Annotated in this window: 23 protein-coding genes; 15 read left to right on the top strand and 8 right to left on the bottom strand. The window is 55.9% G+C overall.

The features are described from left to right. The first annotated feature begins 58 nt into the window (after window positions 1–58). The 3 genes from AACT07_RS09715 to tsgA all read left to right on the top strand — a co-directional run bounded on the left by AACT07_RS09715 (window position 59) and on the right by tsgA (window position 2,653). Window positions 59–436 (top strand): hypothetical protein, encoded by a 378-nt coding sequence (locus tag AACT07_RS09715; RefSeq protein ID WP_069527485.1) that lies wholly within the window; start codon window positions 59–61, stop codon window positions 434–436. A gap of 297 nt (window positions 437–733) precedes the next feature. Then, on the top strand, window positions 734–1,435 hold the full coding sequence (deoD, locus tag AACT07_RS09710) for a purine-nucleoside phosphorylase (protein ID WP_005303072.1): 702 nt from the start codon (window positions 734–736) through the stop codon (window positions 1,433–1,435). Between the two features lie 54 nt (window positions 1,436–1,489). Continuing rightward, window positions 1,490–2,653 carry an MFS transporter TsgA gene (gene tsgA, locus AACT07_RS09705; RefSeq protein ID WP_069527484.1) on the top strand — a complete coding sequence of 388 codons (1,164 nt, stop codon included), beginning with the start codon at window positions 1,490–1,492 and terminating at the stop codon, window positions 2,651–2,653. A gap of 97 nt (window positions 2,654–2,750) precedes the next feature. Here tsgA and AACT07_RS09700 read toward each other — a convergent pair whose 3' ends face one another. Beyond that, the gene (locus AACT07_RS09700) at window positions 2,751–3,428 is read right to left on the bottom strand and encodes a Crp/Fnr family transcriptional regulator (RefSeq protein WP_069527483.1); all 678 of its coding nucleotides are present in this window, start codon (window positions 3,426–3,428) and stop codon (window positions 2,751–2,753) included. A gap of 210 nt (window positions 3,429–3,638) precedes the next feature. On the opposite strand from AACT07_RS09700, the gene AACT07_RS09695 reads away from it, so the two are divergent. Together AACT07_RS09695 and AACT07_RS09690 are read left to right on the top strand one after the other, a co-directional pair. Continuing rightward, window positions 3,639–3,977, top strand: coding sequence for a YcgJ family protein (locus AACT07_RS09695; RefSeq protein ID WP_069527482.1), 339 nt, complete (start codon window positions 3,639–3,641; stop codon window positions 3,975–3,977). Window positions 3,978–4,030: 53 nt separating this feature from the next. Continuing rightward, window positions 4,031–4,612 (top strand): DUF1349 domain-containing protein, encoded by a 582-nt coding sequence (locus AACT07_RS09690; protein ID WP_069527480.1) that lies wholly within the window; start codon window positions 4,031–4,033, stop codon window positions 4,610–4,612. Window positions 4,613–4,692: 80 nt separating this feature from the next. Here the strand turns inward: AACT07_RS09690 and rimO are convergent, their stop codons facing one another. Beyond that, window positions 4,693–6,021 (bottom strand): 30S ribosomal protein S12 methylthiotransferase RimO, encoded by a 1,329-nt coding sequence (rimO, locus tag AACT07_RS09685; RefSeq protein WP_069527475.1) that lies wholly within the window; start codon window positions 6,019–6,021, stop codon window positions 4,693–4,695. 292 nt (window positions 6,022–6,313) lie between these two features. Between rimO and AACT07_RS09680 the strand changes: the two genes are divergently transcribed. Then, entirely contained in the window at window positions 6,314–7,438 is a 1,125-nt protein-coding gene (locus tag AACT07_RS09680) for an HD domain-containing phosphohydrolase (RefSeq protein ID WP_069527474.1), read from the top strand. Window positions 7,439–7,602: 164 nt separating this feature from the next. Here the strand turns inward: AACT07_RS09680 and AACT07_RS09675 are convergent, their stop codons facing one another. The 6 genes from AACT07_RS09675 to AACT07_RS09650 form a co-directional block, all read right to left on the bottom strand. Beyond that, the gene (locus AACT07_RS09675) at window positions 7,603–7,788 is read right to left on the bottom strand and encodes a hypothetical protein (RefSeq protein WP_005338109.1); all 186 of its coding nucleotides are present in this window, start codon (window positions 7,786–7,788) and stop codon (window positions 7,603–7,605) included. A 39-nt stretch (window positions 7,789–7,827) separates the two neighbouring features. Then, on the bottom strand, window positions 7,828–8,400 hold the full coding sequence (locus AACT07_RS09670) for a NifB/NifX family molybdenum-iron cluster-binding protein (protein ID WP_069527473.1): 573 nt from the start codon (window positions 8,398–8,400) through the stop codon (window positions 7,828–7,830). Continuing rightward, on the bottom strand, window positions 8,397–8,711 hold the full coding sequence (locus tag AACT07_RS09665; protein ID WP_069527472.1) for a DUF134 domain-containing protein: 315 nt from the start codon (window positions 8,709–8,711) through the stop codon (window positions 8,397–8,399). The genes AACT07_RS09670 and AACT07_RS09665 overlap by 4 nt, the downstream gene beginning before the upstream one ends. A 223-nt stretch (window positions 8,712–8,934) precedes the next feature. Next, entirely contained in the window at window positions 8,935–10,116 is a 1,182-nt protein-coding gene (locus AACT07_RS09660) for a dicarboxylate/amino acid:cation symporter (RefSeq protein ID WP_069527471.1), read from the bottom strand. Window positions 10,117–10,308: 192 nt separating this feature from the next. Beyond that, the gene (locus AACT07_RS09655) at window positions 10,309–10,860 is read right to left on the bottom strand and encodes a hypothetical protein (RefSeq protein ID WP_069527469.1); all 552 of its coding nucleotides are present in this window, start codon (window positions 10,858–10,860) and stop codon (window positions 10,309–10,311) included. A gap of 105 nt (window positions 10,861–10,965) precedes the next feature. Further along, a complete protein-coding gene (locus AACT07_RS09650) occupies window positions 10,966–11,604 on the bottom strand; it encodes a TetR family transcriptional regulator (protein ID WP_005359187.1) in 639 nt (212 codons plus the stop codon). A 140-nt stretch (window positions 11,605–11,744) separates the two neighbouring features. Between AACT07_RS09650 and AACT07_RS09645 the strand changes: the two genes are divergently transcribed. The 9 genes from AACT07_RS09645 (at window position 11,745) to AACT07_RS09605 (ending at window position 23,970) form a co-directional block, all read left to right on the top strand. After that, window positions 11,745–12,938 carry an efflux RND transporter periplasmic adaptor subunit gene (locus AACT07_RS09645; RefSeq protein WP_069527466.1) on the top strand — a complete coding sequence of 398 codons (1,194 nt, stop codon included), beginning with the start codon at window positions 11,745–11,747 and terminating at the stop codon, window positions 12,936–12,938. Between the two features lie 17 nt (window positions 12,939–12,955). After that, on the top strand, window positions 12,956–16,105 hold the full coding sequence (locus AACT07_RS09640) for an efflux RND transporter permease subunit (protein WP_058059856.1): 3,150 nt from the start codon (window positions 12,956–12,958) through the stop codon (window positions 16,103–16,105). Between the two features lie 634 nt (window positions 16,106–16,739). Then, a complete protein-coding gene (gene rfbB / locus AACT07_RS09635; RefSeq protein WP_069527463.1) occupies window positions 16,740–17,825 on the top strand; it encodes a dTDP-glucose 4,6-dehydratase in 1,086 nt (361 codons plus the stop codon). Further along, entirely contained in the window at window positions 17,825–18,712 is an 888-nt protein-coding gene (gene rfbD / locus AACT07_RS09630; RefSeq protein WP_069527461.1) for a dTDP-4-dehydrorhamnose reductase, read from the top strand. Before rfbB ends, rfbD begins: the two co-directional genes overlap by 1 nt. Before the next feature lie 112 nt (window positions 18,713–18,824). Beyond that, window positions 18,825–19,703 (top strand): glucose-1-phosphate thymidylyltransferase RfbA, encoded by an 879-nt coding sequence (rfbA, locus tag AACT07_RS09625; protein ID WP_069527460.1) that lies wholly within the window; start codon window positions 18,825–18,827, stop codon window positions 19,701–19,703. A 62-nt stretch (window positions 19,704–19,765) separates the two neighbouring features. Then, complete coding sequence (rfbC, locus tag AACT07_RS09620; protein ID WP_069527458.1) at window positions 19,766–20,314, top strand: dTDP-4-dehydrorhamnose 3,5-epimerase; 549 nt, start codon at window positions 19,766–19,768, stop codon at window positions 20,312–20,314. A gap of 5 nt (window positions 20,315–20,319) precedes the next feature. Then, window positions 20,320–21,099 carry an ABC transporter permease gene (locus tag AACT07_RS09615; RefSeq protein WP_253182248.1) on the top strand — a complete coding sequence of 260 codons (780 nt, stop codon included), beginning with the start codon at window positions 20,320–20,322 and terminating at the stop codon, window positions 21,097–21,099. 31 nt (window positions 21,100–21,130) lie between these two features. Continuing rightward, window positions 21,131–22,786 (top strand): GspE/PulE family protein, encoded by a 1,656-nt coding sequence (locus AACT07_RS09610; protein WP_069527452.1) that lies wholly within the window; start codon window positions 21,131–21,133, stop codon window positions 22,784–22,786. Beyond that, the gene (locus AACT07_RS09605; RefSeq protein ID WP_069527450.1) at window positions 22,783–23,970 is read left to right on the top strand and encodes a type II secretion system F family protein; all 1,188 of its coding nucleotides are present in this window, start codon (window positions 22,783–22,785) and stop codon (window positions 23,968–23,970) included. Before AACT07_RS09610 ends, AACT07_RS09605 begins: the two co-directional genes overlap by 4 nt. The last annotated feature ends 1 nt before the right edge of the window (window position 23,971 follow it).

Below are 23,971 nucleotides of genomic sequence, written 5' to 3'. Positions count from 1 at the left end.
ACATCGTCATGCAAATATGACCATGCAAACACATCACCAGATAGAGAGGAGATCTCCCATGAAGCGTACCATCCTGTTCGGCCTGCTCTGCGGCAGCGTGCTGCTGGCCAATCCGGTCTTTGCCAACGACGCAGCCCAGTTGCAGTGCGAGGCGCAGGCCGCGGCCAAAAAGCTTAATGGCGCCGCCAAAACCAGCTTTGTCGGTAAGTGCGTGAAAGATGCCGCTGGCGCAGCGAGCAGCGAGTGCGAGAAGGCGGCTGCCGACAAGAAGCTGGCCGGTGCGGCCAAGAACAGCTTTATCCAGAAGTGCGTGAAGACGGGCGCGGCGATGGATCCGGCGGCCAAGTGCGAGAAGGCGGCGGCCGACAAGAAGCTGGCTGGCGCGGCCAAGAACAGCTTTGTCCAGAAGTGCGTGAAGGATAGCGCCGCCAAGTAAGGCATTTTCTCATCCGGTGTGTTTGCGGGGGGCCATCAGGCCCCCCGCGCTTTTTGGGGTGCTGGGGCGTTATCGCTGGGCGAGTGACGGCTCGCTTGCCGCAGGGGCAGGGCTGGGTTGGGGTGGGGTGTGCGGGGGCAGACAAGCGGCGGCTAAGGGGGCTCGTGGGGGCGGCTCTTGAGAAGTTGCCGGAACTGGGATCTCGATCGGGGCAACAGGACTTTTGTCCTGCAAGGGGCGAGGGGGCGGGGGCTAGGATGCCCTCATCCACACGAGTCAAACTGGAGCACAACAATAATGACCGCTCATATCAATGCCAACCCGGGCGATTTCGCCGAGACCGTCATCATGCCGGGGGACCCGCTGCGGGCCCGCTATATCGCCGAGACCTTTCTGACCGATGCGCGCGAGGTGACCAATGTGCGCAATATGCTGGGCTACACCGGCTACTACAACGGCCAGCGCATCTCGGTGATGGGCCACGGCATGGGGATCCCCTCCATGGTGCTCTACGCCCACGAGCTGGTGAACGACTTCGGGGTCAAGCGGATCATCCGCATCGGCAGTCTGGGGGCGACCCAGCGCCACGTGCAGATGCGTGACGTCATTCTGGCGCAGGCGGCGGGCACCGACTCCCCGACCAACGCCAAGCGCAGCGCCGGTTACCAGATGGCCACCTCGGCCGACTTCGCTCTGCTACACAAGGCCTTTACCAAGGCGCAGGAGAAGGCGATTCCGGTCAAGGTGGGCAATATCTTCACCGGCGACCTCTATTACGATCCGGACGAAAACCTCATTCCGGCGCTGGAGAAGTTCGGCGTGCTCGGCATCGACATGGAGGTGGCCGGTCTCTACGGGCTGGCCCATCAGCAGGGGATCGAGGCGCTCGCCATCCTGACTGTCTCCGACCACTGCCTGACCGGTGAAGAGACCACGGCCGAAGAGCGGCAGCTCTCCTTCAACCAGATGATCGAGCTGGCGCTGCACACCGCGCTGTAAGCGCCGCAGCCCCGCCCAACCCTGCACGCACCCTGACCTTATGAGAGATCCAATATGAACAATAAGCTCTCCCTCACTGCCATCAGCTTCTTGGCCAACTTCGTGATGGCCGGTTTTGCGACCCAGTTCGGCATGCTGATCGACCCCATCGCCGCCAAGTTCGGCGCCGACGTCAATCAGGTGGCCTCCATCTTCTCCCTGCTCAACGGCGGAGCGCTGGCGGGCACCATTGCCGCCTTCTTCCTCATCGAGAAGGTGGGCCTCAAGCGGATGACGCTGATCTGCTACGGCCTGATCGCGCTGGCGGCGGCCTCGCTCCATCTGACCGGCTCGCTCTATGTGGTGATGGCGGCCATGACGGTGATTGGCCTGTGCGGCGGGGTGGGGCTCTGCATTGCGGGGACGCTGGTGGTGAGCGTCTGGCAGGCGCGGATGCAGAGCACCATGCTGGTGGTGCAGGATGCCACCTTCAACGTGGCCGGGGTGGTCTTCCCGCTTATCACCACCTACACCCTGACTCACGCCATGGCGTGGAGCTGGAGCTATCTGGCGGTGGGTGTGGTGGCGCTGGCGACCATGCTGGTGGCGGTGCTGACCAACTTCCGTAGCTGCGAGGCGGGCGGCGAGAGCGCCGGCAACGAGCACTCGGAGTGGAACCTCGGCATCATCAGCGGCGGGCTGGGGCTCTTTCTCGGCATGCTGGCGCTCTACACCTTCCTTACCTGGGCGCCCATGTTCGTGAAGAACAAGTTCGGCATCCCCTTCGAGGAGGCGGGCAATATCATCACCCAGTACTGGACGGCGGCCCTGCTCGGCGCGCTGGTCTCGACCGCTATCGTGACCCGCGTTGCGATCCGCACCTTCCTCTTGGTGATCATCACGCTGGCGATGGGGATGACGGCGCTTATCGTCACCACCGACAACCTGAGCCAGCTGCCATACCTCACCTACGGTTACGGCTTTGTCTGCGCCGCGCTCTACAACGCCTTTATCGCCTACGGGGTGTCGTTTGTACGGCAGGCATCGAGCAAGAACGTCTCCTACATCCTTATCAGCGGCAGCGCGGGGGCCATGTTCAGCCCGGCTATCAGCGCCCTGCTGGAGCAGGTGATCGGTCTGCAGGCGGTGATGTACGCCATCCCGCTTATCTACGGCGTGATCCTCGCCATGCTGGTAGCGTCGCTGCGCATGGCCCGGCCCCAGCCTTGTCTCGCCTGAGCGGGAGAGTAAACAGCAAGAGGGGCGGTATAAACCGCCCCTCTTTTTTGTTGCTGTTTCGCTTGTTGCTGTTCAGGCGGCGACTGATACCCGCGACTTATGGCTGCTCCAGAAAGGCCTTGAGCCCCGCCAGATCGCGGATCTGCAACCCCTCTTCGCCGCGCGCCACCAGTCCCTTGTCCATCAGCTCTTTCACCGCCCGCCGGTAGACCCGGTCGGTCGTGCCGAAGCGTTCCGCCTCCTGATACCCCTTGCGAAAGCCGCTCACCGGGTTGTCGTGGCAGTGGCTGTGATAGAGGTCGAGGGCGATGTTGTAGCTGATGGGGTAGAGCATCCGGCAGGTGAAGATATCCACCGTGTCCTGATAGTCGATGGCAATGGCGGTGGCAAAGAAGAGCGCCACCTTGGGGTGGGCGACCAGCGCCTGTTCCAGCTGCTCGCCGTCGATGCGGGCCACTTCCAGCGGCTCCTCGGCGATGATGTCGAGCTGGCAGCGGTAGCCGGTGAAGAACTCCATCTCGCCAAAGAGCTGGTTGTCGCACTCAAGGGTGCCGAGCTGAAAGCGGCGGCCATTCATGGCGGTGTGGCCCATGGCGATGCGGCCGCTTGGCACCAGCACCAGATCCCGCAATAGCTCCCCCTGACGCATCAGGGATTCCCCCTCGGGGATCAGGCGCCGCTCCGTGACGCAGGAGATGACCACCTGTTCGATAAGATCGTGGCTGGCCTGCCAGTGGGGCTGAAAGCGCCCCTTGAGAAGGGGTTTGAGTTGCATGGTGGACTCTTTGACTGACTTGTACAGGCGGCTATTACACATGTTCGCCCCCCGATAAGCCAGCCCCGCAGCGGTGGCGGCCCGCTTGGCGCCAAGCCTCTATGTGGGCTTTGCGCGGTAACCGGCTGATAGGGCGGCTGGCAATTGGCCATCACGGAAGCAGAGTGATAAATTAACGCCCTGATTTGCAAGGTTTATCAAGGTAGCAAGATGTTCAAACGTTCGGCTGCGCTGGTGGCGCTGCTGCTAATCGGGGGCGTTCACGCAGCTCCGGCCGTGTTCTCTCCCGCAGCCAAGGTGGTGTGCGACAAGAAAGGCGGCTATTGCGCCAACCCGCAGGGGATCTCTATCGGCCTGACCCGCGCCCATCTCGGGGAGCAGGCGGCCAGCCGTTTGCAGAAGAACCTGCAGGGGGCCGATCCTGGCAGCTACACCCTGAGCAACGGGGTACATTGCGAGAGCAGTGAGAAGCAGTGCTACAAGGATCGCTACTTCCCGCGCACCAAAGAGAGCCACTTTACCGCCATCCTCTTCAAGCAGGGCAATTAAGCGGCTGGTGGCCGCTGGAGGCAAAGTTGGCGAGACAACAGGAGTTAAACGAGATGATGGAAGGGACGCAGTGGCGCTGGCTCAATGAACCGGCCGAGTGGCGCCAGACAGACGACGGTTTGCAGGTGGTAACAGACCGGCAGACCGATTTTTGGCGCAGCACCTGGTACGGCTTCGAGCGCCACAGCGGCCATGTGTATGGCTGCGAGGTGGCGGGTGAGTTTACCTTTCAGGTCTGCGTCGAGGGGGAGTTCACCACCCTCTACGATCAGGCGGGGCTGATGCTGCTGCAAGACGAGGTGCACTGGCTGAAAGCGGGCATCGAGTACAACGATGCCCAGCCGATGATCGGCAGCGTGCTGACCAATCCGCGCTCTGACTGGGCCACCGGCATTTTCCCCGGCAATCCGCGCCGCTTCTGGCTGCGGCTGACCCGGCTGGCGGACTGTCTGCGCCTGCAATACTCCACCGATGGCAAGGTGTGGCCGCTGCTGCGCCTCGCCCCGTTCCTGCCAAGCGAGCGCAGCTTTATCGGGGTGATGTGCTGCACGCCGGAGCGGCAAGGGCTGGCGGTGCGCTTCTCTGACCTGCGCCTCACGCCGCCCCTTGGCAAGGCGCTCCATGATTTGAGCTAGGCCAGCGGTTTTGCCTGTGTCATTCAAGCAATAAAAAAGCGCCCGCAGGCGCTTTTTTCATTTGGCTGGTAGAGCCTCAATTAGCTGATCAGGCTGGCCCACAGGTCATATTCGTCGGATTCGTCGATCCGTACCTTGACCATGTCGCCCGGCTTGAGGCCGGTTTCGCCGTTGAGGTAGACCAGACCATCGATCTCCGGCGCATCGGCGAAGGAGCGGCCAGTGGCACCCTCTTCATCCACCTCGTCGATGATAACGGTCATCTCCTGACCCACTTTGCGGGCCAGCTTGCGGATGGAGACCTGCTGTTGCAGCTCCATAAAGCGCTGGAAGCGCTCTTCCTGAATCTCTTCCGGTACCGGATCCGGCAGCTCGTTTGCCAGCGCCCCTTCGACCGGGCTGTATTTGAAGCAGCCGACCCGATCCAGCTCCGCCTTGTCGATAAAGTCCAGCAGCATCTGGAAATCTTCCTCGGTCTCGCCCGGGAAGCCAACGATAAAGGTGGAGCGCAGGGTGATCTGCGGGCAGATTTCGCGCCACTTCTGGATCCGCTCCAGGGTGCGCTCGACGGTACCCGGGCGTTTCATCAGTTTCAGGATGCGCGGGCTGGCGTGCTGCAACGGAATATCGAGGTAGGGCAGGATCTTGCCATCGCGCATCAGCGGGATGACGTCATCTACGTGCGGGTAGGGGTAGACGTAGTGCAGACGTACCCAGATATCGAGCTTGGCCAGCTCTTCGCACAGGGCGACCATGCTGGTCTTGACCGGCATGCCGTCGTAGAAACCGGTGCGGTGTTTCACATCGACGCCGTAGGCGGAGGTGTCCTGGGAGATCACCAGCAGCTCCTTCACGCCCGCCTCTTTCAGGCGCTTGGCTTCGGCCAGCACGTCGCCGATGGGGCGGCTCACCAGATCCCCGCGCATGGAGGGGATGATGCAGAAGGTGCAGCGGTGGTTGCAGCCTTCGGAAATCTTCAGATAGGCGTAGTGGCGCGGGGTCAGCTTGACGCCGTGGGCTGGTACCAGACTGGTGAAGGGGTTGTGCTGCGGCTTCTCCACATATTTGTGGACGTGACCCAGCACCTCTTCATAGGCGTGGGGGCCGGTGATCTCGAGCACCTTGGGGTGGATCTCGCGGATCTGGTTCTCTTTGGCGCCGAGGCAACCGGTGACGATCACCTTGCCGTTCTCGGCCAGCGCTTCGCCGATCGCTTCCAGCGACTCTTGCACCGCGCTGTCGATAAAGCCGCAGGTGTTGACGACGACCAGCTCGGCATCGTCATAGCTGGGCACCACATCGTACCCTTCGGTACGCAGCTGGGTCAGGATGCGTTCTGAATCGACCAGGTTTTTGGGGCAACCCAAGGAGACGAATCCTACTTTGGGGGCCTGTTTTGTGTTGGACATCGCTCAATCACTCTTAGGTGGCTTTTCTTTAAGGGCGCGGATTTTACCGGAATGGTTAACCAAAAACTATACAGCCAGCATGGTAGAACCGAACAATATCTCCGACCAGGCAAGATTGGGCCGCACCAACAGTCGTTGATGGCGCGCCCTTGATAGGGCTATTGCGTCTGCCGTGGGGGCTTGTTGTGGGGACGCTGCTTTGTTGATTTTCCTCTCAATATTGATTTGGTGACAGAGAGGAGAGCACCGGGAGTCACTATACTCCCGGTACGGGAACCCGTTGGAGAAGGCGATGGAAAGTTCATTTGGCGAAAAAATGCAGAGCGTACATGCCACGCTCAGGCAGCGCTTTGACAAGCTGAGTCGGGTGGCCATCGCGATTTACGATCCCCATACCGATCAGCTCAAGACCTTTGCCCACAGCACCGAGGGGCCCTCGCCACTGGTGCAATATGAGGTGAAGCTGAGCGATGTTCCCTCCCTGAGTTATCTGGCGGAGCACAAGCAGCCCCGGGTGCTCGGCAATCTGGATGCCCTGCGTGGCTCTGCGTCGGAGCACAGCCGCAAGGTACTGGAGGCGGGCTATGCCTCCAGCTATACCGAGCCGCTGCTGTTCAACAGCAAGCTGTTTGGTTTTCTGTTTTGTGATGCTATGGAGCCGGGATACTTCGAGGAGCCGATCCGCAGCGAGCTGTCGGCCTATGCCCAGGCGCTCTCGGCCATCATTGCGGTTGAGTTTTTCTCCATCCAGACCCTTGGCGGCGCGTTGACCACGGCGCGGGAGTTCAGCCGCTATCGGGATGAGGAGACCGCCAACCATCTGCACCGGATGTCGGCCTACTCCCGGCTGATTGCCAAGACGCTGGCCCCGACTTGCGGGCTGAGCGATGAGGAGGTGGAGTTTATCTACCTCTTCTCCGAGCTGCACGACATCGGCAAGATCGCGGTGCCGGACGCCATTTTGCTCAAGCCGGGCAAGCTGACGCCGGAAGAGTTCGAGATCATGAAGATCCACCCCGGCAAGGGGCGGGAGATGATCAGCCTGATGATCAACGAGTTTGGTCTCGATGGCATTCATCATACCGACATGCTGACCAATATCATCGCCAGCCATCACGAACGCTTCGACGGCACCGGCTATCCGCTGGGGCTGGCGGGGGAGGCGATCCCGCTGGCGGCGCGCATCGTGACGGTGGCCGATGTGTTCGATGCTCTGACCAGCGAGCGCCCCTACAAGAAGGCATGGCCGTTCGAGACGGCGTTTGCCTATCTGGAGGAGCATGCCGGCAGCCAGTTCGATCCCGCCTGCGTTGCCGCAGCCCTGCAGAACAAGGCCGAGTTTTATGCCATCTATCAGCAGTATCAGGATCCGGCCTGCTCTGCGAGCGTGGCGGCCAGCGGCGCCGAGCCGGGTTGAGCGCGTGTGATGAGCGTAAGGGGGGAAAGAGGCGGTTCAAGCATGGCGAGGAGTAAACAGAGAGGGGGCACCAGCAGGTGCCCCCTCTCTTTTATGTGCCTCTCGATTCCACGCGCCCTTATTTTGCCGACCTTCTATCTGCGGCTATGGCGTTTGCGCTCAGGTTACTTTTTGGGCGTCGGCTCGCTGATCTGATAGAGGTGATCCGCGCAGGCGCTGGAGCAGCCACAGGGGCGCACCTCTTTATCTTCCCGTTTCTGGGCAAGCTGGTATTGGCGCCACCAGATGATGGTGCCCATGGCCAGGATCAGCACGAACGAGGCGAGCAGGCTCAACAACCAGATGGACATGATCTCTTCTCCTTGATGATGACGTGCACGGCGATGGCATCAGAGATGATGGCAGCAACCGCCCTGCTGGTCTGCGCCCTCACTGCCGTGGCAACAAGTATGGCCTTGTCGTGAGCTCTCTGCCTGATTGCCACCACTGGCGCAACAGTGATCGGAGCCACTGTTGCAACCACCATGACAATGGCTATGACTCTGGCCTGCGCCGACGGGCTGGATGGCACGGATAGTCGCCTTGCTCTGATGACGACGAGATGGGCGGCCCTGACTGGCCTCGGTGAGAGGTTGCAGATTGGCGGGGGCCAGCAGCGCGGGCAGCGGCAGGCGGGCAGAGCGGCACTGCAGCACCCGGATATTGGCCGCCAGCAGGCGACTCAGCATCCGCTCGCCGATATTGCGCACCACCACCTGACCCACCTGATAGTGGGCGAGGGCGTCGAGCAGCGCTTGCTTGCCGTGGCAGCCTTCGGCTGCGGCCGGATTGGCCAGGGTGGCGATGACGTTCCCTTCGGGGTTAAGAATTTGCAGCTGCTCGGCACGGGTAAAGTGGCCAGCCAGCAACCCCTGACTCAGCATCAGGGCGCTGTTGCAGGGGATGTTTGTGACAGGATTCATTTCGGCTCTTCTCCACTGGTTGGGTGGTCGGGCTCGGCGGGTTGCATCATCAATGCCTTGCCCAGACTCAGACACTCCACCACCTTGTAGCGCCCTTTTTTCAGGATATTGGCCAGGGTCTGGCGGGAGACCCCCATCACCAGGGCGGCCTCCTGCTGCTGCATTCCTTGAAGGTCGACGAGGCGCAGTGCCTCGAACTCGTCAGGGGCCAGCGTGACCTGTTCCAGCTGATGCATGGGGCGGCCGTTGGGTTTGAAGCAGCTGTTGGCGGGGCGGCCACAGATCTGGCGGGCAATCTTGGGTCTTGGCATGGTGGCTCCTTATTGGCATAAGCCATTTATACGCGCATATGTAGCATATGCCAATAATTTTGTCGGGTGTAGAGAGCTGCGCGAATGCTGTTTACGGCAGAGGGGGGTAAAGAGAGGGAGGAGGAATACGTACAAAAGCAGTGAAGGTGGCAGAAACGACGCAGGCCCGAACATGGTTCGGGCCTGCGGTTTTGCAGAGGATGGTCGGGCAATCCCGGCGAGTTTACGCCTGTTCGGCCTCGGCCACAGGAGCTGCGCTCTCGCTACCGTTGGCGAAGCGATCCGCCCACAGGGCAATCACGCCGTCACCGGTGACGTTGCAGGCGGTGCCGAAGCTGTCTTGCGCCAGATAGAGGGCGATCATCAGGGCGATGGAGGCTTCACCGAAACCGAGCATGGAGGTGAGCAGGCCCAGCGCCGACATCACGCCACCACCCGGGGCGCCCGGGGCGGCGATCATGATCACCCCCAGCATCATGATGAAGGGGAGCATGGTCTCGATGCCCGGAACGGCCAGATGCTCGGAGAGGAACATCACCGCGGTGGCACAGGTGACCAGGGTAATGGTGGAGCCACAGAGGTGAATGGTGGCGCACAGGGGCACAGTAAAGTTGGCGATGCCGTCGCTCACCCCGTTGTTCTTGCTCGATTGCAGGGCGACCGGAATGGTAGCGGCGCTCGACATGGTCCCCAGCGCGGTAAAGTAGGCGGGCAGCATGTTCTTGATGAGCTGGGTCGGTGAGCGGCCAAGGGCCAGACCGGTACCCACGAACAGCACGGATAGCCAGACCCAGTGCATCAGGATCGCCATCACCAGTACCACGCCGAAGGTTTTCAGGGTGGCGAATACGGTGCCTTCTACCGTCATCTCGACAAAGACCCCGGCGATGTAGAACGGCAGCAGCGGGATGATCACCTTGGCCAGCAGGCGGTCGATGATGTCACGACCCTGATCGGCGACCCGGCGCAGATCGGTGGCCTGGGTGGCGCTGATGCCGATGCCGAACACGAAGGCGGCGGCCAGTGCCGACATCACGCCAAACAGCGGCGGGATCTCCAGATTGACGTAGGAGGCGAGTTTGATGGCCGTGGCCGTGGTGGGCTCGGCGGCGGTGGTGAACTGCGGGATCAGGTGGCTAGCCACGGTAAAGGCGAATAGCCCCGCCAGAATGGTGGAGCAGTAGGAGAGGGCCACGGTTTTTCCCAGCAGCTTGCCGGAGTTTTTCGGCAGGCTGGCGATGCCGCTCATGATAAAGAACAGAATGATGAGCGGAATGGTGAAGGTGATCAGCTGACCTATCACTGTCTTGGCCGTAAACAGCACGCGCGCCACCCACTCAGGGGCGTAGAGACCGAGCAAGAGACCGGCAAGGATGCCAGCAATGAGTTTCAGGACAAGTTTCATAAGGAAATCCGGAGTTGGTTGTATTGTCTGTTTTGTTATTAAAATTTGATATTAATCACACCTTTTAACACGTAAGCCGTGTTATGTCTGCCTTTTCTGCGTTAACGCCGAGTTAAATATTGTCGAAAGCCAATATCGCCGACTAGCTGTCGGCTTGGCGTTGAACGGGAAAATCCGTGATGAATTAGCCCGTTAGGTGGCCTGATGATCGCCACGCAGCAACATGACGTACTGGGTGGCGTGTTGACTTGTGCATGATGGCGTGTTGGTCGAGGCGGTTTCCATCGGCGCCAGTTGCAGCGCTATCCCGGATGTGGTGATCAGTTGCTGTAGCTGAGCGTGACTTATCTTGCCGCTTGGCTGCAGGGGGAAGCAGAGCGGAGCGCCCGCTTTGAGCAGGGTCGCCAGCTGTTGCAACAGGGGGACAAGAGTGGCCACGTCGCTATCAAGCGGGCGGCTCAGCCAGATGCCATCGTAAGGGAGCACCGAGTGCATCTTCGCCAGCGGGCAGACCCGCACCGCTTGTCCGGATTGCTGTGAGGCTACTTTGGCGTCAGCCAGTACCGCTTCACAGGCGGTGACCACATACCCTTCTGCACGCAGCCAGCACAGATCCTCCCCCATACCGCACTGACCATTGAGCAGGTGAGCATCGGGTTTGAGGTGCGCCACAAAGGCAGCTCGAACGTGGGCGTGCTGGTCGTTAAATGGCCGGGAAGCGGGGATGGCGTCAGAGTGTGGCACAGGGGTTACCTCAAGCAGGGGGCGCACAGGGTAACAAATCGGGGCCTGACTGCCAAAACGCGCGGTCAGGCCCCGATTTGGATGGGTGAGAGTTGCCGGAGCCGGTTAGCGGCCGCAGGCAGGCCCGTGGGGCTGGGCCAGCATGGTGAACATGCTCTCTATCATAAAGGCGGATTCGCCCTGCAGGTCGATCCGCCCCGGAAAGTGGAGCCAGTTGATGATATAGCCATCCAGAGTGCAGTGGAGCAGGGTGGCGGCGCGCTGCAGGTTGAGGTTGGCGGGCAGTTGGCCCCGCCGTACCGCATTGGCCAGGGTGGTCTCCAGGTCCCGAAAGAAGTTGGCGGACTGGCTTCGGATATGCTCGCGCAGTGAGATGGCTTCCCCCTCCAGCGATTCGAGATTGAACAGGATGGTGAACATCTGCCGCTGGGCCGGATTGTGAATGAAGCTGTGGAGTACCCCTTCGAAGAAGAGGCGCAGTTGCCCCAGCGGATCCGGCTCATCTGGATTGAGGCAGGCATCGAGCTGGTGGGCGAGGGGGCTGCAGAGTTCCTGCCAGAGCGAAATGAAGAGTTCATCCTTGTTCTTGAAGTGCCAATAGATGGCCCCGCGGGTCAGGTCTGCCGCTCTGGCGATGTCGGTCAGGCTGGTCTTGGCCAGGCCCTGAGAGCAGAACAGATCCAGCGCCGTGCTCATGATGTGGCAGCGGGTTTGCTGCGCCTCTTCTTTGGTTCGTCTGGCCATCGAAATTTGTACCTCATGCAAGCAAAAAGTCACTTACATACATTTATGAATGTATGTATATTGCCTCATCTTTCGACTATTTACCAACAGGGCCCATGTGGCCCTGATTGTTCATTGACTGGCAAAGGCTCAGGTGTTTCATGCATAAACATATTCTTGCTCGTTCAGTTGGTCTTGCCTTGCTGGCTACAGGCTTGCTGGCAGGTTGTGGTGACAAGGGGGGCGCCCCCCAGGGACAGGGCGACATGCCCCCCGCGGCGGTCAACGTAGTGACCCTGCAGAGCGGTCCGCTGATGTTGACCACCGAGTTGACCGGCCGCAGCGCCCCGTTGCGGGTGGCTGAAGTGCGTCCGCAGGTGAGCGGCATCATCCTCAAGCGCCTCTTTACCGAGGGGAGCGATGTGAAGGCGGGCGATCTGCTCTATCAGATCGACCCGGCTGTCTATCAGGCGGCAGTCGCCAGCGCCAAGGCCAATCTGGCCAAGGCCGAGGCCAACGAGCAGAGTGCCCGCCTCAAGGCGCAGCGCTATCAGGAGCTGCTCAAGGTCAAATCCATCAGCCGTCAGGACTATGACGACGCCGACGCCAGCTGGAAGCAGGCCAAGGCGGAGATCATGGCGAGTAAGGCGGCTTTGCGTACTGCCGAGATCAATCTCGGTTACACCCGCATCACCGCCCCCATCAGTGGCCGCATCGGTAAATCCGCGGTGACCGAGGGGGCGCTGGTGACTGCCCAGCAGGCTGACAGCCTGACCGCCATTCAGCAGCTCGATCCCATGTATGTGGATGTGCGTCAGTCCACCGCCGATCTGCTGCGCCTCAAGCGACTGGTCGCCGAGGGCAAGCTGACCCAGGACGAGCAGAAAGGGGCCAAGGTGACCTTCCAGCTGGAAGATGGCTCCACTTATGGCGAAGAGGGCTCGCTGCAGTTCTCCGATGTGACCGTGGATGAGACCTCCGGCATGGTGACCCTGCGGGTGATTGTGCCCAACCCTCATCAGCTGCTGCTGCCCGGCATGTTTATGCGCGCCACCCTGCAAGAGGGCGAGCGGGCGCAAGGGCTGCTGGTGCCGCAAACTGCCGTGACTCGCACTCCCAACGGCGGCGCCACCGTGATGGTGGTAACCGCTGACAACAAGGTGGAGCTGCGCAACGTGCAACTGAGCCGGGTCGTCGGCAGCAACTGGGTGGTGGAGTCAGGGCTCACCTCCGGCGAGCGGGTGATCGTGGCTGGCTTGCAGAAAGTACGACCGGGCGCCGTGGTCAATCCCGCCGAGCAGGGTGCTGATGCAGTGTCTGCTCAAGCTGCGTCCAACACCCCGGCCAACAAGTAGGATGGAGTAGTCGCTTCATGGCTCGATTTTTTATAGACAGACCCATTTTTGCCTGGGTGATCGCGCTGGTGATCATGCTGGCGGGTAGCCTGGCCATCATCAAATTGCCGGTCGCCCAGTATCCGAGTATTGCGCCGCCCGCTGTCGGTATTTCTGCCAGCTATCCGGGCGCCTCCGCCAAAACGGTGGAAGACTCGGTGACCCAGATCATCGAACAGAACATGACCGGGCTGGATCACCTGCTCTACATGTCTTCCCAATCTGACTCCGCGGGGCGGGTGTCGGTGACCCTCACCTTCCAGCCGGGGACCGATCCCGATATCGCCCAGGTGCAGGTGCAGAACAAGCTGCAGCAGGCGATGTCGCTGCTGCCGCAAGAGGTTCAGCAGCAGGGGATCCGGGTACAGAAGACCTCCAGCAGCTTCCTGATGGTCGCGGCCTTCATCTCCAGCGATGGCTCGATGAACAACGACGACCTGGCGGACTATGTGGTCTCCAATATCAAGGAGCCCCTGAGCCGTCTGGACGGGGTAGGGGATATCACCTTGTTCGGCAGCCAGTACTCCATGCGGGTCTGGCTCGATCCCAACAAACTCAACCGGGTGCAGATGACACCGGGTGATGTGCAGGCGGCCATCAAGGCGCAGAACGCCCAGGTGGCGTTCGGCAAGCTGGGTGGCACCCCGTCGGTGGAAGATCAGCAGTTCACCGCCACCATCATGGGGCAGACCCGTCTCTCTACCGTGGAGCAGTTCAACGACATCCTGCTGCGGGTGAATCAGGATGGCTCCAAGGTACGGCTGAAAGATGTGGCCCGGGTCGAGCTGGCGGGCGAAAGCTATGACGCCGATGCGCTCTACAACGGCCAGTCCACCGCCGCGGTCGCCATCAAGCTGGCGACCGGCGCCAATGCGTTGGATACCGCCGAGAAGGTGCGTGCCAAGCTCAATGAGCTGTCGGATTACTTCCCGGCCAACATGGAGATCGTCTACCCCTACGACACCACGCCGTTTGTGAAGATCTCCATCGAGGAGGTGGTGCAGACCCTGATCGAGGCGATCTTCCTGGTATTCTGCGTCATGTATCTGTTCTTGCAGAACTTCCGCGCCACCCTGATCCCGACCATTGCGGTGCCTGTGGTGCTGCTCGGTACCTTCGGGGTGATGGCGGCGTTTGGCTTCTCCATCAATACCCTCACTATGTTCGGTATGGTGCTGGCCATCGGCCTGTTGGTGGATGACGCCATCGTGGTGGTGGAGAACGTGGAGCGTCTGATGAGCGAGGAGGATCTCTCCCCGCTGGAAGCGACCCGCAAGTCGATGACCCAGATCACCGGCGCGCTGGTGGGGATCGCGTTGGTGCTCTCCGCCGTGTTCGTGCCGATGGCCTTCTTCGGCGGCTCGACCGGTGCCATCTATCGCCAGTTCTCACTGACCATCGTCTCGGCCATGGTGCTGTCGGTGCTGGTGGCGTTGATCCTGACACCGGCCCTTTGTGCCACCCTGCTCAAGCCGATGAAACATGGCGAGTTTGGTGCCAAGCGCGGCTTCTTTGGCTGGTTCAACCGCGCCTTTGATGCGGGGACCAATCGCTATCAGAGCGGCGTGCGCAAGGTGATCAAGCAGGGCGTGCGCTACAGCCTGATCTACGGCGCCATGCTGGCGGTGCTGGCTGTGCTGTTTATGCGGATGCCTACCTCCTTCCTGCCGGAAGAGGATCAGGGGGTCATCATGTCCATGGTGCAACTGCCGGTGGGGGCGACCAAGCAGCGCACCGAGGTGGTGCTGGCAGACATGCGCGACTACTTTCTGAAAAACGAGAAGGATAACGTCGATTCTGTGCTGACCGTATCCGGCTTCAGCTTCGCTGGTAGTGGTCAGAACGCGGGTATGGCCTTTATCAAGCTCAAGGACTGGAGCGAGCGCAAGAGCCCGGATCGCAGCGCCAATGCCATTATCGGTCGTGCCATGGGCTATCTGTTCAGCATCAAGGAGGCGCAAGTGTTCGCCTTTAACCTGCCTCCGATCCCGGAGCTGGGTACGGCGACCGGTTTTGACTTCTTCCTGCAGGATCGCGGCGGTATCGGTCACGACAAGCTGATGGCGGCGCGTAATCAGCTGCTCGGCATGGCGGCGCAGGATCCTACTCTGGTGCGGGTACGCCCGAACGGGATGGAAGATACGCCGCAGCTCGATATCAAGATCGACTACGAGAAGGCACTGGCGCAGGGGCTTTCCATCGCGGATATCAACAACACCCTGGCCACCGCCTGGGGCTCGTCCTACGTTAATGACTTCGTTGACCGTGGCCGTATCAAGAAGGTCTACATGCAGGCGGATGCCCCCTTCCGGATGAACCCGGAAGATCTGAAACTCTGGTATGTGCGCAACAGTGCCGGTCAGATGGTGCCCTTCTCCGCCTTTGCCAGCACCGAATGGAGCTTCGGCTCGCCGCGTCTGGAGCGTTATAACGGCGTGCCGGCGATGGAGATCGTCGGTGAGGCGGCGCCTGGCAAGAGTACCGGTGATGCGATGGCCGCCATCGAGCAGATGGTGAAACAGCTACCGGAAGGGGTGGGTATCGAGTGGACCGGGCTCTCCTTCCAGGAGCGTCAGGCCGGTTCACAGGCACCTGCGCTCTACGCCATCTCCTTGTTGGTGGTGTTCCTCTGTCTGGCAGCCCTCTACGAGAGCTGGAGCATTCCGTTCTCGGTGATGCTGGTAGTACCGCTCGGGGTTCTGGGGGCCATTGTGGCTGCCACCCTGCGCGGGCTGGAGAACGACGTCTACTTCCAGGTAGGTCTGCTCACCACCATCGGTTTGTCGGCGAAGAACGCGATTTTGATCGTGGAATTTGCCAAAGAGCTCTACGACAAAGGGATGGGCTTGGGTGAAGCGGTGGTGGAGGCGGCACGCCTGCGTCTGCGCCCGATCCTGATGACCTCGCTCGCCTTTATCCTCGGGGTGCTGCCGCTGGTGATCAGCTCCGGCGCCGGTGCCAGCAGCCGTAACGCCATCGGTACCGGCGTGATGGGGGGGATGATCAGCGCCACCGTGCTGGCCATCTTCTTCGTGCCGCTCTTCTTTGTGCTGGTGATGCGTTACTTCACTAGCCACAAGAGTAAAGAGGCGCGCATGGCTGCAGCGGTTGAGTCAAAAGGTGACTGAGCAAAAGCGTGTTCATCTGTTCTGAGCGACAGTTCAAAATTTGATAAATAAGTCAATTATATCTGACTATAAAATGGGGCAAAGTGCGCGGCTGCCCCATTTTTTTCACCTGAAAAACGGTAACTTGGCTGTGAACTGCTCGACTTTGAGAGGTGATTCTAAAGGGGTCATAAAGGATGTATGGTTCTCTATCGAATCGTTATTCAAAAATATCGTGGAAGGCACTTTTTGCTGTGCAGGTTCGCTGTAAACGAGATAGAATCTGCGGCTTATCGGGCTGGTAGATTATGTGTCGTTTGGTTTTGTACACCCTCTTTTGGCTATAAAATGCGAGTGGGTAACACTGTTATCGACCATCAGAACATAAAAATGCTGGAGGACGCTATGACCAACAGCAAGCAAAATCTGGTTAAAAGCAGCAAACTGGGGGCTGTAACCTAGGGGCGGTAGCCATCGTGTTGCTCATATCTTTGTTCAATCAGTATGTGAGTGCTATCTCCGTGCTGGATTGCTTGGGTAAATAGGTTATTTGTTAATTCTTAATGTTAATCAGCGGAGCTACAGTAGTTGCCTGCCATTTCATACCCCCGATACCCACTTCCGAATTCACTACTCGTACAGAGATAACATACCTATGAAAATTCTCGTGACCGGTGGCGCTGGCTTTATCGGCTCTGCTGTAGTGCGCCATATCATCCGTGATACCCAAGATTCCGTTATCAATCTCGATAAACTCACCTATGCCGGCAATCTGGAATCCCTGGCCGATGTATCGTCAAGCGAGCGTTATGCGTTTGAGCAGGTAGATATCTGCAACCGTGCCGAGCTGGATCGGGTGTTTGCCCTGCACCAGCCGGATGCCGTGATGCATCTGGCCGCCGAGAGTCATGTTGACCGCTCCATCACAGGACCGGCTGACTTTATCGAGACCAATATCGTCGGCACCTATATGTTGCTGGAAGCGGCTCGCGCCTACTGGAATGCTCTGGAGGAGGTACGCAAGGCGGCCTTCCGCTTCCACCATATCTCCACCGACGAGGTATATGGTGATCTGCCTCATCCGGATGAAGTGGCTGCCGGTGAACCATTGCCGCTCTTTACCGAGACCACCCCCTACGCCCCTAGCAGCCCCTATTCTGCCTCCAAGGCTTCCAGCGACCATCTGGTGCGCGCTTGGCGCCGCACCTACGGTCTGCCCACCATCGTCACCAACTGCTCCAACAACTACGGGCCATATCACTTCCCCGAGAAGCTGATCCCGTTGGTGATCCTCAATGCACTGGATGGCAAGCCGCTGCCGGTCTATGGCAAGGGCGACCAGATCCGTGACTGGCTCTATGTAGAAGATCATGCGCGCGCGCTCTACAAGGTGGTGACCACGGGCGTGGTCGGGGAAACCTATAACATCGGCGGTCATAACGAGAAGCAGAATCTGGAGGTGGTACACACCATCTGCGATTTGCTGGACGTGATGGTGCCGAAGGCGGGCTTTTACCGCGATCAAATCACCTATGTAGCGGATCGTCCCGGTCACGATCGCCGTTATGCCATCGATGCGACCAAGATGAGCAGTGAGCTTGCTTGGCAACCGCAAGAAACTTTCGAGTCGGGTATTCGTAAAACCGTACAGTGGTATCTGGATAACCAGCAGTGGGTGAATAACGTCAAGAGCGGTGCCTACCAATCCTGGATTGAGCAGAATTACGGGGAGCGTACCTGATGCATATTCTGCTGTTTGGCAAAAACGGTCAGGTCGGTTGGGAGCTGCAGCGTGCACTCGCACCGCTGGGCCGCATCACTGCCGTTGATTTTGACTCCAGCGACTATTGTGGCGATTTCAGCAACCCGGCAGGGGTGGCCGACACGGTACGTCTGGTCAAGCCGGATGTGATTGTTAACGCAGCGGCCCATACTGCAGTCGACAAAGCCGAGAGCGAGCGGGAGTTTGCCGAGCTGCTCAACGCGACCAGTGTAGCGGCGATTGCTAAAGAAGCGGAAGCATTGGGAGCCTGGCTGGTGCACTACTCCACCGACTATGTGTTCGATGGCAGCGGTGAGCACCCCTGGGTTGAAACCGATGCGACTGCTCCGCTCAACGTCTATGGCGAAACCAAGCTGGCGGGTGAGCAAGGGGCCGCCCTTTGTTCCCGTCACTTGATCTTCCGTACCAGCTGGGTTTACGCCGCCCGTGGAGCCAACTTTGCCAAGACCATGCTGCGCTTTGGCAAAGAGCGTAGCGAGATGTCGGTTATCAATGACCAGTTCGGCGCCCCGACTGGCGCCGAGTTGCTGGCTGATTGCACCGCCCATGCGATCCGTGTTGCGCAGAGTAAACCCGAGGTCGCCGGGCTGTACCATCTGATTGCCTCTGGTACAACAACCTGGTTTGACTACGCCCAGCTGGTGTTTGCCAAAGCCAGAGAAGCCGGCGTTGAACTGGCTGTGACACAGCTCAATGCGGTGCCGACCAGTGCCTTCCCGACCCCGGCCAAACGCCCCCATAACTCCCGCCTTGATACCGACAAATTCCAGCGCACCTTCGATCTGGTGCTGCCGGAGTGGACCGTCGGTGTAGAGCGTATGTTGACCGAGATCCTCGGTAAGTAAATTACTGGCCTGGGATGCGTTGAACGCCTCTCTGACTGGCAGGGATAAAACAGAAAGGTGTGGCCGCAAGCCACCCTTTTCTTTTGCAATTTAAAAATAAGAAACAAGCATCATGACCAAACGTAAAGGCATTATTCTGGCCGGTGGCTCGGGCACCCGTCTCTATCCAGTCACCATGGCGGTGAGCAAGCAGCTGCTGCCCATCTATGACAAGCCGATGATCTACTACCCGCTCAGCACCCTGATGCTGGCGGGGATTCGCGATATTTTGATCATCAGCACGCCGCAAGATACTCCCCGCTTTGAGCAACTACTGGGTGACGGTAGCCAGTGGGGCCTGAATTTGCAGTACAAGGTGCAGCCAAGTCCGGACGGGTTGGCACAAGCCTTTATTCTGGGTGAAGAGTTTCTCGGGTCAGACCCCTGTGCGCTGGTGCTGGGGGACAACATCTTCTACGGCCACGACCTGCAGAAGCAGTTGGCGGCGGCAGCGGCCAAAGAGAGTGGCGCTACCGTCTTTGCCTACCATGTGCATGACCCCGAGCGTTATGGGGTGGTGGAATTTGATAAAGAGGGTACCGCTATCTCTCTGGAAGAGAAGCCACTGGAGCCCAAGAGCAACTATGCGGTGACCGGCCTCTATTTCTACGACAACGGCGTGGTGGAGATCGCCAAGAGCCTGAAGCCATCGCCCCGTGGTGAGCTGGAAATTACCGATGTGAACCGTATCTACCTGGAGCAAGGCAATCTGTCGGTGGCCATGATGGGCCGTGGTTATGCCTGGCTGGATACCGGTACCCATGAAAGCCTGATTGAAGCGAGCAACTTTATTCAGACCATCGAGACCCGTCAGGGGTTGAAAGTGGCTTGTCCGGAAGAGATCGCCTATCGCCAGAAGTTTATCAGTGCCGACCAGATACGTGAGCTTGCTGCGCCATTGGCGAAGAATGCCTATGGACAATATTTGTTAAGAATGGTTGCCAAAGCCTGATGTGATATAGGAGGGAGGGAAGATGCCCCCCCATAAAAATTGAATCAAATGTGGATAGACAGATGAATGTAATCAAGACAGCGATTCCTGACGTGCTTATTTTTGAACCAAAAGTATTTGGTGATGAGCGTGGTTTTTTCTTTGAGAGTTTCAACCACAAGTTGTTTGAAGAGGCGGTAGGATATCCGGTTAACTTTGTGCAGGATAATCATTCCAAATCCTCGAAAGGGGTGTTGCGGGGTTTGCACTATCAACTGCCTCCCCATGCCCAGGGCAAGCTGGTGCGTTGTGTTGCAGGTGAAGTGTTTGATGTGGCGGTAGATATCCGCAAAAGCTCACCGACCTTCGGCCAGTGGGTTGGCGTTCACTTGTCAGGTGAAAACAAGCGACAGTTGTGGATCCCGGAAGGGTTTGCACATGGTTTTTATACTCTAACAGAAGAGGTCGAGTTCTTATATAAAACGACCGAATACTATGTTCCTGAAAGTGAAAGGTCATTAATCTGGAATGACCCAGATATTAAAGTGATATGGCCTATAGAAGGAAATCCCTTGCTGTCCAAGAAAGATATTTCGGCACAGTGTCTGAAAGATATGATTAGGACATGGTGAGTATAGTGAATAAACAAAGCTTATATATTACATGGTCTCTTGTTAAAAGAGATATCAGTGCTAAGTATCGAGGCACTATATTTGGTGCTGTTTGGAATATTATCAATCCATTATTCATGTTGCTGGTGTATTCGACTGTTTTCTTACATGTGTTTAAAGCTAGATGGGCGGTTAGTGATAGTCAATATGCAGACTATGCTTTAATGCTTTTCATTGGGATAGTCACACATATATTTATATCTGAGGTGATGGCGAATGCTGCAACAATAATAAGAAGTAATGCCCAAATTGTTAAAAAAGTTGTATTCCCTATAGAAGTATTACCGCTGTCAGTAGTGTTATCATCGACAGTCAATTTTGTTATTGGTATTTTGTTGTCAATTATTTACTCTCTATACATGGGATACATATCATCCTTTGCGAATTTCATATTCTTACCATTGATTTTAATTGTATATATGACAACGCTTTTAGCAATTTCATATATAATTTCTTCTATCTCTGTGTTTGTCAGAGACATCCAGCAGATAATTCCTGCTGCTAGTTTAGTGTTGTTGTTTACTAGTACAGTTTTCTTTTCAATTAAGACTGCTCCTGCGTCACTTGCTGATTATCTATATCTGAATCCGATTAGTATTATAGCTGATGCCTTAAGAGAGGTGATATATGGTGGGGAATTGTCAATTGAAAGGTTATTGTATCTTTTCTCGGTCTCACTAATTGGGTTATTTATAACATCAAAGATATTTGGTAAGTTAAAGCTAAGTTTTAGTGATGCACTATAATCATATATAGTATTCATTAGTTAGGATAAATATGAAGATTGGAGAAATCCTGGTATCAAAAGGATATATAACGCATGATAATTTGGATGAAGTTCTAAAGATACAACAAGAGCAGTTGCCGTATAATGTCAGATTTGGAGAGATATGTATTTCTCATGGCTTCTGCTCTGAGGCTGAAATTATCAATGCGCTTTCAGAACAGCTTGATCTATATACACTGGATTTATTTGTTGATGAGAAACTTGGGGAAGTTGACAATATCCAGCACGATTTAGTTGAGTCATTTTTTAATCCAGAATGGTGGCGCCAACGTCAAGCATATCCACTGCTAGTTGAAAATTCGATTATCTATGTTGCACTACTTGATGTTTGGGATGCTTTTGTAGCATCTTCTTTAAAGAAGATTTACGATATTCAGACTATCCCTATTCTGGTTTCTCACTATGAGCTGCGCAAGCTACATTCTGGGATGCAAGAAAGCACTTCGACTAATCCAAAAGGTGAACTGGAAAAACATGATGTTTCGTCAGCGCCAGTTGTTAGATTTGTTAATGAATGTATCCAAAGCGCAATAAAAAGCAAAGCTTCTGATATACATTTTGAAATTAACAAGGATACCTTTATTGTTCGTTTTAGGATCGATGGTGTTTTAAAGATCACAGACAGGCCAGGCATATCTCAACACGCAGCAATCATATCAAGAATTAAACTAATGTCTGGTTTAGACATATCTGAACGAAGACTTCCACAAGATGGTCGAATGCGTGTGAGACTGTCTGGAGTTTACATAGATATACGAGTAGCCACTACACCAACAGTACACGGTGAGAATGCGGTACTTCGCTTATTGAGTGGGAATAACTCTTCTGAGAAACGTGAACTAAATATGTTTCCAGACCAACTCTCTATAATTAGTGAGATAATAAATCAAAGAAATGGTATTTTTTTGATCACTGGCCCTACCGGAAGTGGTAAGACAACCTCATTATATACCTTGCTGGCGCAGATCAATGATGATGATAAGAAAATAATTACCGTTGAAGATCCTGTTGAGTATCAAATGGCGGGATTGACACAAATACAAGTAAACAGTGATATTGGACTAGATTTTTCGACAGTGTTGAGGTCGGCATTAAGGCAAGATCCTGATGTGATGTTAATAGGTGAGATGCGTGACAAAGAAACCGCTCAGATAGCTATTCAGTCTGCACTAACAGGACACTTTGTTTATTCGACATTACACACAAATGATGCTCCTAGTAGTTTCATTCGTCTTAAAGATATTGGGGTCCCTGATTATCTGATCAAATCTACGATCGTCGGCGTTATGGCTCAGCGGTTGCTTCGCAAGCTTTGTCCCGAGTGTTCGGTCTCCGATTCATTATCAGCACAAAAGATCGGGATTGATTGGAGTGCATTCTCTGCAAAGTGGGCGCACTTACTGCCTAAACATGTGGAATTCAAGTCTGCTACTGGTTGTGAAAAGTGCAACCATACTGGTTATAAAGGTCGGGTAGCGATTTTTGAGTTAATGCGATGGAACAGCAGCTATGATTGTGAAATAAACTCATCATCATTAAATATGGTTGCTAATACTCAAGGAATGAGGACGCTGAAAGAAGATGCTATTCTTCGTGCGGCATATGGTGAAACTTCACTTGAAGAAGTTATGAGAGTTGTGGGATGAGCTACTTTAAATATATAGTCAGAACATCCAATGGACAGCTATTAAATGGATGGATTCAAGCTGAAAATGAAGAAACGGCTTGCAAAACGCTTGTGCTGCGCGGATATAACGTCATTTTGCTTGAGAAGTATAGAGGTGTCGTTAAGGCAAAGATTTCAAGGGAAACACTAATGACGACTCTACGTGAGCTTGCAACTCTCAGACAGAGTGGTATGCAACTGGATGAATGTCTTGAGTCATTAATTGAAACTACATCAGATAGTCATCTTGCTGTAGCTTTGAAACGAATGAAGTCGGATATATCATCTGGTTTATCTCTGTCTGACTCTGTCGTGAGCTTACCCGATATCTTTCCTTACTATGTGTCGCCAATGCTCAGATTGGGTGAGGAAAATGGTAGTATTCATGAGTCCCTCATTAGTATTGCTGAACGGGTGGAACGAGAAGAAAAAATAGTTTCTGAAGTGAAAACTGCCCTAACATATCCAGCTTTCTTGCTAACTGTTTGCTTAGTAGTTATTTTTTTCCTGTTTCTATATGTTATCCCAAATTTCAAGTCCATGATTACTGACGAGGCTGTAGCGGCAGGGAGTAGCTTAGTGCAGTTAATTTCAGTGTCAGACTTTATTAGTGACCACATCAGTATAATATTAATATCTATGGGTTTAATGGTATCTACAGTTGCATATAATATTAAATATGGAACTTTGTACGAAAAACTACTCACACTACTGTTAAAACTACCTTTTTTCTCTTCGCTTTTCAGTGCTTGGGTGATAGTACAATTTAGTGGAAGTATGCAAAAGCTATTAGAGTCCGGGGTTGAGCTCGTTGATGCTGTTGAGTTATCTGCAAATGCCATGTCCGGAGAAAAGGGAAGGAGGGATATCCAAAGAGTTATCCAGAGAGTTAAAGAAGGCGAGCGTCTGGCAGATGCATTAGCAACTTATAATGTTTTTCCACTAGTAGTCATTCGACTTATTAAAACAGGTGAAGTTGGGGCTTCATTGCCTATCTGTTTCAAAGAGATCAATTCTCTGTATGAGCGGCGACTTTCAAAAGGGATAAAGCAAATATTATCAATATTGGAACCATTAGTAATAGTAATTATGGGCACTATAGTCGGTTCAATTATGGTTATTCTTATTTCTGGTATTATTTCTGTGAACGATATAGGGTGGTAAC

Source organism: Aeromonas sp. ANP5 (assembly GCF_963870295.1).
GTDB lineage: Bacteria > Pseudomonadota > Gammaproteobacteria > Enterobacterales > Aeromonadaceae > Aeromonas > Aeromonas veronii.
Note: the sequence above shows the minus strand (reverse complement) of the source record. Positions and strands in the feature narration are given on the sequence as shown.

What these genes read in the sequence shown, in the direction of transcription:
- AACT07_RS09610 (WP_069527452.1), top strand. Translation starts at nt 21,131, where the DNA reads ATGAAGATTGGAGAAATCCTGGTATCAAAAGGATATATAACGCATGAT.
- rfbC (WP_069527458.1), top strand. Translation starts at nt 19,766, where the DNA reads ATGAATGTAATCAAGACAGCGATTCCTGACGTGCTTATTTTTGAACCA.
- AACT07_RS09690 (WP_069527480.1), top strand. Translation starts at nt 4,031, where the DNA reads ATGATGGAAGGGACGCAGTGGCGCTGGCTCAATGAACCGGCCGAGTGG.
- AACT07_RS09670 (WP_069527473.1), bottom strand. Translation starts at nt 8,400, where the DNA reads ATGAATCCTGTCACAAACATCCCCTGCAACAGCGCCCTGATGCTGAGT.
- tsgA (WP_069527484.1), top strand. Translation starts at nt 1,490, where the DNA reads ATGAACAATAAGCTCTCCCTCACTGCCATCAGCTTCTTGGCCAACTTC.
- rfbD (WP_069527461.1), top strand. Translation starts at nt 17,825, where the DNA reads ATGCATATTCTGCTGTTTGGCAAAAACGGTCAGGTCGGTTGGGAGCTG.
- AACT07_RS09660 (WP_069527471.1), bottom strand. Translation starts at nt 10,116, where the DNA reads ATGAAACTTGTCCTGAAACTCATTGCTGGCATCCTTGCCGGTCTCTTG.
- AACT07_RS09605 (WP_069527450.1), top strand. Translation starts at nt 22,783, where the DNA reads ATGAGCTACTTTAAATATATAGTCAGAACATCCAATGGACAGCTATTA.
- AACT07_RS09680 (WP_069527474.1), top strand. Translation starts at nt 6,314, where the DNA reads ATGGAAAGTTCATTTGGCGAAAAAATGCAGAGCGTACATGCCACGCTC.
- AACT07_RS09650 (WP_005359187.1), bottom strand. Translation starts at nt 11,604, where the DNA reads ATGGCCAGACGAACCAAAGAAGAGGCGCAGCAAACCCGCTGCCACATC.
- deoD (WP_005303072.1), top strand. Translation starts at nt 734, where the DNA reads ATGACCGCTCATATCAATGCCAACCCGGGCGATTTCGCCGAGACCGTC.
- AACT07_RS09645 (WP_069527466.1), top strand. Translation starts at nt 11,745, where the DNA reads ATGCATAAACATATTCTTGCTCGTTCAGTTGGTCTTGCCTTGCTGGCT.
- rfbB (WP_069527463.1), top strand. Translation starts at nt 16,740, where the DNA reads ATGAAAATTCTCGTGACCGGTGGCGCTGGCTTTATCGGCTCTGCTGTA.
- AACT07_RS09700 (WP_069527483.1), bottom strand. Translation starts at nt 3,428, where the DNA reads ATGCAACTCAAACCCCTTCTCAAGGGGCGCTTTCAGCCCCACTGGCAG.
- AACT07_RS09675 (WP_005338109.1), bottom strand. Translation starts at nt 7,788, where the DNA reads ATGTCCATCTGGTTGTTGAGCCTGCTCGCCTCGTTCGTGCTGATCCTG.
- AACT07_RS09665 (WP_069527472.1), bottom strand. Translation starts at nt 8,711, where the DNA reads ATGCCAAGACCCAAGATTGCCCGCCAGATCTGTGGCCGCCCCGCCAAC.
- AACT07_RS09695 (WP_069527482.1), top strand. Translation starts at nt 3,639, where the DNA reads ATGTTCAAACGTTCGGCTGCGCTGGTGGCGCTGCTGCTAATCGGGGGC.
- AACT07_RS09640 (WP_058059856.1), top strand. Translation starts at nt 12,956, where the DNA reads ATGGCTCGATTTTTTATAGACAGACCCATTTTTGCCTGGGTGATCGCG.
- rfbA (WP_069527460.1), top strand. Translation starts at nt 18,825, where the DNA reads ATGACCAAACGTAAAGGCATTATTCTGGCCGGTGGCTCGGGCACCCGT.
- AACT07_RS09715 (WP_069527485.1), top strand. Translation starts at nt 59, where the DNA reads ATGAAGCGTACCATCCTGTTCGGCCTGCTCTGCGGCAGCGTGCTGCTG.
- rimO (WP_069527475.1), bottom strand. Translation starts at nt 6,021, where the DNA reads ATGTCCAACACAAAACAGGCCCCCAAAGTAGGATTCGTCTCCTTGGGT.